This is a genomic window from Acidisphaera sp. L21, from assembly GCF_009765685.1.
Taxonomy (GTDB): Bacteria; Pseudomonadota; Alphaproteobacteria; order Acetobacterales; family Acetobacteraceae; genus LMUY01.
Window position 1 is genome coordinate 2,341 of sequence record NZ_LMUY01000106.1, and the last position, 9,706, is coordinate 12,046.

The window sequence follows — 9,706 nt, forward strand, 5'->3', positions numbered from 1 at the left end:
GTGAGCCCGTGGCACCAGTTGCACCATCAGTGCCGTTGGAGCCAGTAGCACCGGATGTCCCCGTCAAACCTGCTAAACCTGATGCCCCGATAGATCCTGTTGCGCCAGTCCCGCCATCGATACCGTTAGTACCAGACGCACCGGTTGAGCCGACGGCACCGGCAGATCCTGTCGCGCCCGTTGCGCCGCTGTTGCCAGAGGCGCCGGTCGGCCCGCCAGTGCCGGTAGCACCAGTTGCGCCATTCGCACCGTTCGTGCCAGCGCTGCCAGTCGCTCCGGTAACACCCCCTATCCCTGTCCCCCCGACTGCGCCGGTACCACCGGTTGCCCCAACCGCACCTGTTGTGCCAGTTGCACCGATAGCTCCCGTCGCGCCGTTTGTGCCCGTAACACCGGCGGTTCCGGTGGCACCTGCCGTGCCTGTCACCCCAACGGCGCCGCTCGTGCCCACTGCTCCAGTTGCGCCAGTGGATCCGGTCGCACCAACCGCGACCAGTGAGTTAACGTAATGAGTAGCTGAACCGGACGTGTACGCCGCCACCCCATTTGTGACGGTAAAGACTGCGTTGTATCCCGACCCATCAATTACGGAGATGGTGTAAGGAGCGACCTGAATGGCGGTGACATAGCTGAACGCCCAATCATCACCGTTACCGTCCGTGCTGCCGAGAATAAATAAGAGGCCCGGCGTGGTGACCGTCGTGCCGACCAACGCCCCTGCAGACGTATACTGCGTCGACAGAATAAATAAATTTACGCCGTGAAGTGGGTCAAAGCCGCCAATTGCGATAGATTCGGTTTGTGTTCCGGACATGGTCAGCCGCTCCTATCGCAGCATAGAAGCCACCATCGCTGCGAGATCTGTAGATTTATTAGGTTGGAACACGTCAGAACCGCTGCCATTGCACCCAATCGCCATGTCGAAATGGCATCAGTAACCATTCACGCGGGTCAGAGATAAGACTGTAAATTGGGCCATGAAATTATTACATGAATGCCACGATACATCAGGACATTTGGCCGATCATCCGACCATTAGATTGACAAGATGTTACTATACTAAATGTCTAATACTGATCCGATCCAACGGTCTTCGTCCATTACGAAATTTACTTCTTTATACCATGGGCGTTAATATTATCGCCAAACCTGTGCGTCTGCGTCTATCGCACATCTTTGTTGGTTCAACAGATAAACTCACGCACGAGGCATTGTGTATACAGAGCCCATATTCATTTGCCGAAGCGAGGTTGCTTACATCGATCGCTCGCCAGGTTGATGGGCTGATTGATTGTCTCGCAGAGCGCGCAACACGAACCACGGCCCACCCGGCGTTCAGCAATCTGAGACAATATTATGTGCCATCGGACATGGTCCATTAGGAACGACCTATCCATAGGCCCACTAGTGCCGAGTGATCGCTGCACCGCAAAAGCAAGTGTCAACGACGAGCAGAATAGCGAGAGGACATTCACCCTTGCCCACAAACTCCACCGGACCCAAGCAGTGTGGGCAAGCGAGTGGTTCGATCTGCGTCAGCCATAATACGGCACTGCCTTTCGCCGCGTCCTGCTATGGCTTTTACCTCAAACGGCCGCGGCATGGTTTTTGGATGTGGCTTGGTCATAGGCGTGCCGTCGGCATGTGAGTTGCGGCAAGCGACTAGATTTGGGGGCTGCGGATGATGGCGGGCAATTGGTCGCGGCGAGCCGTGTTACGCGGCGCAGGCGTCGGGCTGCTCGCGACGCCTGCCATTCTCGGGCGGGCGCGGGCGGCGTCGAGCAATGTTACGCTCTATTCCTCTGTCCCAAGCACCTACCTCACGAAGCTTGCCGAGCAGTTCAACGTCGCCAATCCGGGCGTCACGCTGAATGTCTTTAGCGCAGGCACCTTTCAGGTCTACCAACGGCTGACGGCGGAACTTCAGGCCAACCGACTCAACGCGGATCTATTCCAGGTCTCCGACATTAGCAGCTTTGTAGAGTTGAAGACGGCCGGGGCGTTGCTTCCCTACGAGTCCGAAACCTACGCGCATTATCCGGACGGTTTCAAGGATCCGCAGTTCACCTGGGTCAACTCCCGCAGCCTGGCGACGATCTTTGCCTATAATTCGCGCGCCATCGCCGCGGCGGATGCACCCAAGACATGGGACGATTATGCCGATGCGAAATGGGCCGGCAAGCAGGGCAATGCCGACCCGCGGGTCGATGGCGATGCGCTCAACTGGTACTATTCGCTGCGCCAGGCGAAGGGCGTGGCATTCTGGAAGAAATACGCCCGCAATAAGCCGCAGATCTTCCGCGGCCACGGCGCCATGACGGACCAATTGGTCGCCGGCGCGCTGCCGGTGACCGAACAACTCGACTACATCGTCTACACCGCCAGGCGAGACAAGCAGGCGCCGATCACCCCCGTCTACCCAGAAGCCGTGTCCATAACCATGACCCCGCTGGGCATACTGAAGCAGGCGCCGAACCCCGCGGGGGCCAAGCTGGTGTTCGATTGGCTGCTGTCGAAGCAGGGGCAGACTACCCTATCCGAAATCAACGGCATCTATTCCCTGCGCGACGACGTGACGCCCCTGCCCGGCAAACCCGCATTCAGTTCGTTGAACGTGGTGAAGATCGACCCGGTGGATTTCGCCAAGAACCGCGAGGCCATGCAGGACGAGTTCGTCGAGGTGTTCGGGCTTTAGGCGCAAAACGTGCCACTCGGGGTCCTGGCTGGCGCCCTGCGCCCGCAGTCGTGGCTGTTCCGCCTGGTGCCGCTGCTCCTGGCGGTCATGGTGCTAATGCCGATGGCCTTCTTGGTCTATGGCAGCGTCAGCACCGTGCCAATGGGCCGGTTTTCTGCCGCACTAACGCTGCGCTATTATGAACAGGCAATCACCACCGCGCGCTATCTGGATGCGGCCTGGCAGACACTGCGGCTGGCCACCCTATCGACCATCCTGGCAACCGTGATCGGCCTGGCCATGGCGTGGCTGGTGGCGCGGTCGGACGTGCCGATGCGGCGATTGCTGCATCTGGGCGTGATTGCGCCGTTTTTTCTGTCACCGTTCATCGGCGCCCTCGCCTGGGGCATGCTGCTCTCGCCCAAGATTGGCCTGCTGAACCATCTGCTGACGCCGCTCGGGCTCGACTGGCTGAGCGCCTACAGCATCAGCGGAATCGTTTGGGTCATGGGACTGTATTACGCGCCCTACGTCTACCTGTTCGTGCAGAGCGCCCTGTATAACCTCGACTCGACGTTGGAAGAGGCCGCAGCGATGAGCGGTCTCGGCCCGTTCAACACATTCTTTCGTATCACCTTACCACTGGTCGCGCCCGCCGTGCTGTCGGGCATGTTGCTGACGCTGGTGGCGGCGGCCGGCCAGTTCGGCGTACCGGCGTTGCTGGGCACGCCAATCCGGCTGCAGGTGATGACGACCTATATCTACGACCTCACCGACATCTTTCCATCGCGCTTCAACCTGGCGGCGGCGCTGTCCATCCTGCTGGTCGCGGTAGCGGCGATCGGGGTGATCGTGCAGCACCGCCTGCTGCGCGGCCGCAGCTTCACCACCGTGGCCGGCAAGGCAGCGCGGCCAAAGCTGATCCATCTCGGCTGGACACGCTGGCCGGTGTTCGGCCTGGCTCTGCTGCTCCTGCTGATGAGCACGGTGCTGCCGTTGCTCACCCTGCTCTACGTCTCGCTGGTGACGCTGTATGACGGCTCGATCGATCTCGGGTCACTGACGTTGCGTCATTATGCTGCGATCCTGGTCGGCAATCAGCTCGCGCGCCGCGCAATCCTGAATACCATCTGGTTCTCGGGTCTGGCCGCGACCATTGCCCTGGCACTCGCGGTGCTCATCAGTTGGATCGTCGTTCGCACGAAACTGTGGTTCCGCGGCGCCATTGACCTGCTGGTCACGCTTCCCGCCGCCATCCCCGCGGTGGCGCTCGGGCTGGCCCTGCTGTGGACCTGGGTATACTTGCCGCTGCCCATATACGGCACGATGTGGCTGCTGGTGATTGGATACGTCACGGGCTTCCTACCCTTTGCCGTCCGCGCCGTCACCAGCGTGCATCGCCAGATCGACCCGGCGCTTGAGGAAGCGGTCGCCATGGTCGGCGGCGGGCTGTGGACCACCCTACGCCACGTTACCCTACCCCTGCTGAAGCCGGGCATCGCCGCAGGCTGGACCTTGCTGTTCATCATCTTCGTCCGCGAATTGGCGATCTCCATCCTGCTTTACTCGCCCGGCAATGAGGTCTTGTCCGTCCTCATCTACGCCCGCTGGGTCGAGGGTGATTATGGCGTGCTGGCGGCGATGGCGATGATCCAGGTGGCGCTCGTGGCCGTGCTGATCGCTATTGCATCCCGCCTGTTCCGCGTCGACCTGGCCCGCGCGGCGGCCTGAGGAGCTCCACAGTGTCCTTCCTGACCGTCAGCCATATCGAGAAGCATTTCGGCACGCATCACGCGCTGAGGGATGTGTCGTTCACAGTGCAGCAGGGCCATGTGGCGACCCTGCTGGGGCCGTCCGGCTGCGGCAAGACGACGATGCTGCGCGCGATCGCCGGGCTGGAAACCATCGGCACTGGCCGGATCGAGTTGGGCGGTCGTGTTCTCAGCGATGGCGGCAGCAACCATCTGGCGCCGGAGCGGCGGGGCATCGGCATGGTGTTCCAATCCTACGCGCTGTGGCCCCACATGACGGTCGGCGGCAACATCGCGCTAGGCCTCAAGCTCAAGCGCATGAATCCGGCTGATATTGCCGAGCAAACCCGTAATGTGTTGACCGTGGTTGGCTTGGCCGGGATGGCGGACCGCTACCCGTCCTCCATGTCCGGCGGCCAGCAACAGCGCGTGTCGCTGGCCAGGGCGCTGGCGCTGGAGCCGAGTTGCCTGCTGTTCGACGAACCGCTCAGCAACCTGGACCTGGTGCTGCGCGAGCGGATGCGGTTCGAAATTCGTGAAATCCTCGTCCGCGCCGGTATCACCGCCGTCTACGTCACCCACGACCAAAGCGAGGCGATGGTGATTTCCGACAGCCTTTTGGTGATGGACCAAGGGAAGATCGTCCAGGCCGGCGCCCCGCAGGAGGTATATTTGCGGCCCGCTACGCGCTTCGTCGCGGAATTCCTGGGCGGTGCCAACCTGCTGCCGCTGGATCGCGCCGGGTCGGACGCAGGCGCAGGGCTGTATGTTGGGCCCGCCGGGATCCGGCTTCAGGGCCTCCCGGTGAAGCACCTGCCGGAAGCCGGGCTCATCGCATTTCGGCCAGAAAATCTTGCCATTGCCGAAGGCCAGCAAGGCCCAAATGCCTTTGCCGCAACGCTGGTGACATCGACGTTCCTTGGCGCCACGACTCAATGCGAGTTTCGCATCGGCGGGTCTGCACTGACGGCTGCGCTGCCGGGATACCGGCATTTGGCGGCAGGCCAGATCGTCCAATTATGGCTTGATCCCTCCGCAGTCACGGTCGTGGCCGATACGCCAGCGACAGTGGCTTGATCGTTATTGGTGCAGGAGGCGACCACCGCTTGAGGTCTGCTCCGGCCTAGCAGATGTTGGTTGAACCAGAAGGAGAATAACCGATGCACGACGTGGTGATCCGGGGCGGAACGATCGTTGACGGCACGGGCGCGCCCGCCTTCGTCGGTGACGTAGCGATTGACGGCGACAAGATCGTGGCAGTAGGTGGCAAGGCCAGCCCTGGCCGCCGGGAGTTCGAGGCGGAGGGCATGCTGGTGACGCCCGGCTGGGTGGACATCCATACCCACTACGACGGCCAGGCGACCTGGGACCAAGTGCTGGCGCCATCGTCCTGGCACGGCGCCACGACCATCATGTTCGGCAATTGCGGCGTAGGCTTTGCCCCGGTGCGCAAACGCGACCGGCAGAACCTGATTGACCTGATGGAAGGCGTCGAGGACATCCCCGGCATCGCCCTCGCCGAGGGACTGAAATGGGATTGGGAGAGCTTCCCCGAATTCCTGGACGCGTTGGAGCGTCTGCCCCGCACGATCGACGTCGCTGCCCAGGTGCCGCACCATCCGCTGCGGGTCTACGTCATGGGCGACCGTGCATTGCGGCGCGAGATCGCCACCGCGGATGACATCAAGGCGATGCGGGACCTGACGGAAGAGGCGCTGCGGGCCGGGGCATTCGGCTTCACCACCTCGCGCAGCGATCAGCATAAAACGACCGGCGGCGAATTGGTGCCGGGTCGCCATGCCGAAGACGTGGAGTTGCTCGGGATCGGCTCGGCCCTTGGCGCGGCCGGAAGCGGCACCTTCGGCATGTTGAGCGATTTTGACAACGAGCCTGCTGAGTTCGAGTGGATGCGCCAATTCCACAAAGAGAACGGCCGCCCGCTATGGTTCCTGCTGACCGATCGCAACGCCGACCCGACGCGCTGGCGGCGACTGATGGGCTACGTGCATGCCGCCCGCGACGGTGGCGCCGCCATCAGCGCGCAGGTGGCGGCGCGCCAGGTCGGCCTGATCCTGGGCCTGCGTACTACGCTCAGCCCGTTCATGGCCCGCCACGGCTTCGTCGAATTGGCCAACCTGCCGCTGGCGGAGCGGCTCGCCCGGCTGCGCGACCCCAGCGTTCGGGCGGCGATCCTGGCGGAGCCAAACAGCGAGGCCGTTCTATCCCGCCTGCCCCCGCTCAATCGGGCGATCGTCACCAAATGGGAGCATCTATTCCTGTTAGGCGACCCACCAGATTACGAGCCGCCGCCGGAGCGCAGCGTCGCCGTCATGGCAACGAAGGCCGGCGTCGACCCGGCAGCGTTCGCCTACGACTATCTGACCGGGGAGGATGGCAATCGCACCTTGTTCTTTCCGGCGGTCAACTACGTGCACGGTGACCTGGAACCCGTGCGGGAAATGATGCTCGACCCGGCGACCGTGCTCGGCCTCAGCGATGGAGGCGCCCATTGCGGCGTCATTTGCGATGCCAGTATGCCGACCTTCACCCTAACCCATTGGGTGCGTGACCGAACCCGTGGGCCACGCCTACCGCTGGAGTGGATGGTCAAACGGCAGACGAGCGACACCGCCACGTATTTCGGCTTTACGGATCGTGGGCGGCTGGCCCCAGGCCTGAAGGCCGACATCAACATCATTGATCTCCAGAACCTGCGGCTACATCATCCGGAACTGGTTTTCGACCTTCCGGCCGGAGGCAAGCGGCTGATCCAGCGGGTCGATGGCTACCGCGCCACGCTCGTTTCTGGTGTGCCAATCTTCGAGGATGGGGTCGAAACAGGCGCCCGGCCCGGCAAATTGGTCCGTGCTGGACGGAGCTAACGGCTAATGCCGTCAAATTGCCGAAAGCTGGAGGCGATCCGTCTGGCCAGATTGCACTCTCCGGCACGGTGACCAGACTGACAAGTAGATGCCTCGCCAGGTGAAAACGCCCAATCGAGATAGTCTGTCAGGGCGCGACCGTGACGATCCCCTGGCTGGGTACCACCTGCTGGCCGGCTGGCATGTTCGCGCTGCCGACGCCGTTCTGGCCGATCGTGCTGCCGAGGTACACCGCGGGCGCGCCGCCAATCATGACGACTGTGCTGCCCAGGACAAACTTCGCCGGGCCGATGAACACACCCGATACCACCCCGCCCGCGCATCCCGCCTCGTCGCCGGAGGACAGCATGATTGTTGTCTGCGTGGTGGCTGCGGGCTTGTTGAAGATCAGCACCGTTAGCGAGCACGTGCCGGGATTGGCCATCGCGAGTTGCGCGATATTTGGGTAAGGGATTGGCACCGGTCCGGCGGGCGTGGGAGTCTTGCAGACATCGGGGAAGGCAGAACACATCCCGGTGCCGAGGGTGGAAGCGAAGGGCATGGCGTCACCCGAGATTGATGCTGGGAGCTTCGAGCGTGACGGTCTCGTTGCCACGCCCTACGATGCGCTGTGCCGCAAGCCGGTAGGTTTCCGTAACTGTCGTGCACACGGATCGTACGCGCGTGTCCAGCAGGCCGGCGATACGGCTGCGGACAGTCTCGAACTGCTGCTGCAGTGTGTGGCCCGAGAGATGCAGTTCGTCCGCATCCACCTGCACCGCCGTCCCGAGGATCGTGCATGCCTCGGCCGCGAGCATCCGGATACTGCCGTGGGGGGCCCGCAGTTCCAGATCGCCCGGCGCTTGCAACACGGTCGGCCCGCGCCCTTCCAGCACGCCTACCACATAGCACTCGTCGTCGGCCGCGACCGCAAGCACCAGATCACCGGGCACGGGATTGTAGGTGGCAGCCACAGCGGAGCGCGCCCAATATCGCGCGCCTGCGGGCGTGACGATCTCTAGGTCACGATCCGCCACCTCGTGGACGGTAGCTGGGCCGAAGTGAGACAGCACCGTGCCTGACATCGGAAGGAAGCGGTCGAGGGTCGCGGTTTGCATGGCGGTGATACCTTCTATGGTCGTCTGGTTAGTCGGGTGGGGTCCAGGTTTCGGCAAACAGCCGATGGCGGTCGGTTTGCCGCGTGCGGACCAGAGTGCAGCGGATCCAACGGCTGCTTGCGCGCTCCACACCGTGCAGGTCGGCGTCGGTGAGGTCGCAGCCGAAAAATGCAGCCTCGTCCAACCGGGCGTAGGCGAAGTCGGCAAGGGCCAGTCGGCAATCGGACACGCGCGCGCCAATCGCCTGCGTTCCCGTCCAGACCGATCCCGTCATGACAGCGTGCCGGATGGTGGTGCCGGTCAGCATCGCCGCCGCCAGGTTACAACCGGGCGCTTGGACGCCGTCCAGAAGGGCATCTGTCAGATCCGCGCCGGTAAACACCGCGTTGCGGGCCGAGGACGCCGTCAGATGCGCGCCGACCAGCTTGGCCGACAGGAATACCGTGCCATCCAGCACCATATTGGCCCACCGCACCCCCGTCAGATCGGCCTCCGCAAGGTGGCAGTCGCGTAGCACCACCCCGTCCAGCACAGTGCCTGCCAGCATTGCTGCCGCCAGATTGCAGCGGTCGAGTGTGGCGCCGGCGAGCGCGACTGTCCGCAGGTCGGCGGGCGTAATGTTCACGCGGTGCAGCTGGGCTTTCCGCAGGTCCAACCCATCGAGCACGGTGTCGCTGGACTGCACGTAAACCAGTCGGCTGCCGGACAAGTCGGCGCCCGCAAGCGTGCCTCGCTCGAACACGGTCCGGTCGAGTTGCGCGCCCGCCAGCTTGGCGGCCGCCAAGTCGCAATCGCGGAACGTCGTCCTGTCCAACCTGGCGCCAGAAAGGGTGGTGTCGGTAAAGCGACACCCATCGAAAGTGCAGCCGGACAGGTCCCGTCCGGACAGATCGAGGCCAGCGAAATCTACCTGGTGAAAGGCGGCATCCCTAAGAACGGCTGCCGCAATTGCCGGCCCGTTCAGCGTGCTGCGGTGGAAATCCGCGCCGGCGAGGTCTGTCGCCCGCCAAACGGCCCCTGCGAGGTCGGCACCATCCCATTGAGTGCGATGCAAGCTAGCGGCCGTGAAATTGGCCCTACGCGCCCGGACGCGGAGCATGACGGCATGAGACAGGTCGGCACCTTGCAAGTCCGCGTCGTCCAGCACCGCGTCGATCAGCCGAGCCCGCAATAGTCGCGCGCCCTCCAAGCGAGCCGCCGACAGGTCCGCCTTGGACAGGTCGGCTGCTTCGAAGCTGATCCCGGATAAGTTTAGGTTACTTAGAGCGTGCTCGGCTTGACCGGAATCAAGAAATTGCTTGC

Annotated in this window: 7 protein-coding genes and 1 pseudogene; 4 read left to right on the forward strand and 4 right to left on the reverse strand. The window is 63.0% G+C overall.

The window, feature by feature from the left end; translation table 11 throughout:
- Positions 1-814: pseudogene (locus GSQ76_RS32435) on the reverse strand (collagen-like protein); the annotation flags it as partial.
- 897 nt (positions 815-1,711) lie between these two features.
- On the opposite strand from GSQ76_RS32435, the gene GSQ76_RS21615 reads away from it, so the two are divergent.
- The 4 genes from GSQ76_RS21615 (at position 1,712) to GSQ76_RS21630 (ending at position 7,307) form a co-directional block, all read left to right on the forward strand.
- Entirely contained in the window at positions 1,712-2,695 is a 984-nt protein-coding gene (locus GSQ76_RS21615; protein WP_216851209.1) for an ABC transporter substrate-binding protein, read from the forward strand.
- 9 nt (positions 2,696-2,704) lie between these two features.
- The gene (locus GSQ76_RS21620) at positions 2,705-4,405 is read left to right on the forward strand and encodes an iron ABC transporter permease (protein WP_158746195.1); all 1,701 of its coding nucleotides are present in this window, start codon (positions 2,705-2,707) and stop codon (positions 4,403-4,405) included.
- Positions 4,406-4,416: 11 nt separating this feature from the next.
- Positions 4,417-5,502, forward strand: a complete 1,086-nt coding sequence (locus GSQ76_RS21625; RefSeq protein WP_158746196.1) for an ABC transporter ATP-binding protein — start codon at positions 4,417-4,419, stop codon at positions 5,500-5,502.
- Positions 5,503-5,585: 83 nt separating this feature from the next.
- Entirely contained in the window at positions 5,586-7,307 is a 1,722-nt protein-coding gene (locus GSQ76_RS21630) for an amidohydrolase family protein (RefSeq protein WP_158746197.1), read from the forward strand.
- Between the two features lie 127 nt (positions 7,308-7,434).
- Here GSQ76_RS21630 and GSQ76_RS21635 read toward each other — a convergent pair whose 3' ends face one another.
- The 3 genes from GSQ76_RS21635 to GSQ76_RS21645 form a co-directional block, all read right to left on the reverse strand.
- Positions 7,435-7,848: a DUF4150 domain-containing protein gene (locus GSQ76_RS21635; protein ID WP_158746198.1), complete on the reverse strand. Its 414-nt coding sequence runs from the start codon at positions 7,846-7,848 to the stop codon at positions 7,435-7,437.
- A 4-nt stretch (positions 7,849-7,852) separates the two neighbouring features.
- On the reverse strand, positions 7,853-8,404 hold the full coding sequence (locus GSQ76_RS21640) for a DUF3540 domain-containing protein (RefSeq protein ID WP_158746199.1): 552 nt from the start codon (positions 8,402-8,404) through the stop codon (positions 7,853-7,855).
- A 28-nt stretch (positions 8,405-8,432) separates the two neighbouring features.
- The coding region (locus GSQ76_RS21645; protein WP_158746200.1) for a pentapeptide repeat-containing protein at positions 8,433-9,706 on the reverse strand (1,274 nt) is incomplete at its 5' end.

Bases quoted from the DNA above. Each gene is read 5' to 3' on its own strand.
- GSQ76_RS21630 (WP_158746197.1), top strand. From the start codon at position 5,586: ATGCACGACGTGGTGATCCGGGGCGGAACGATCGTTGACGGCACGGGC.
- GSQ76_RS21635 (WP_158746198.1), bottom strand. From the start codon at position 7,848: ATGCCCTTCGCTTCCACCCTCGGCACCGGGATGTGTTCTGCCTTCCCC.
- GSQ76_RS21640 (WP_158746199.1), bottom strand. From the start codon at position 8,404: ATGCAAACCGCGACCCTCGACCGCTTCCTTCCGATGTCAGGCACGGTG.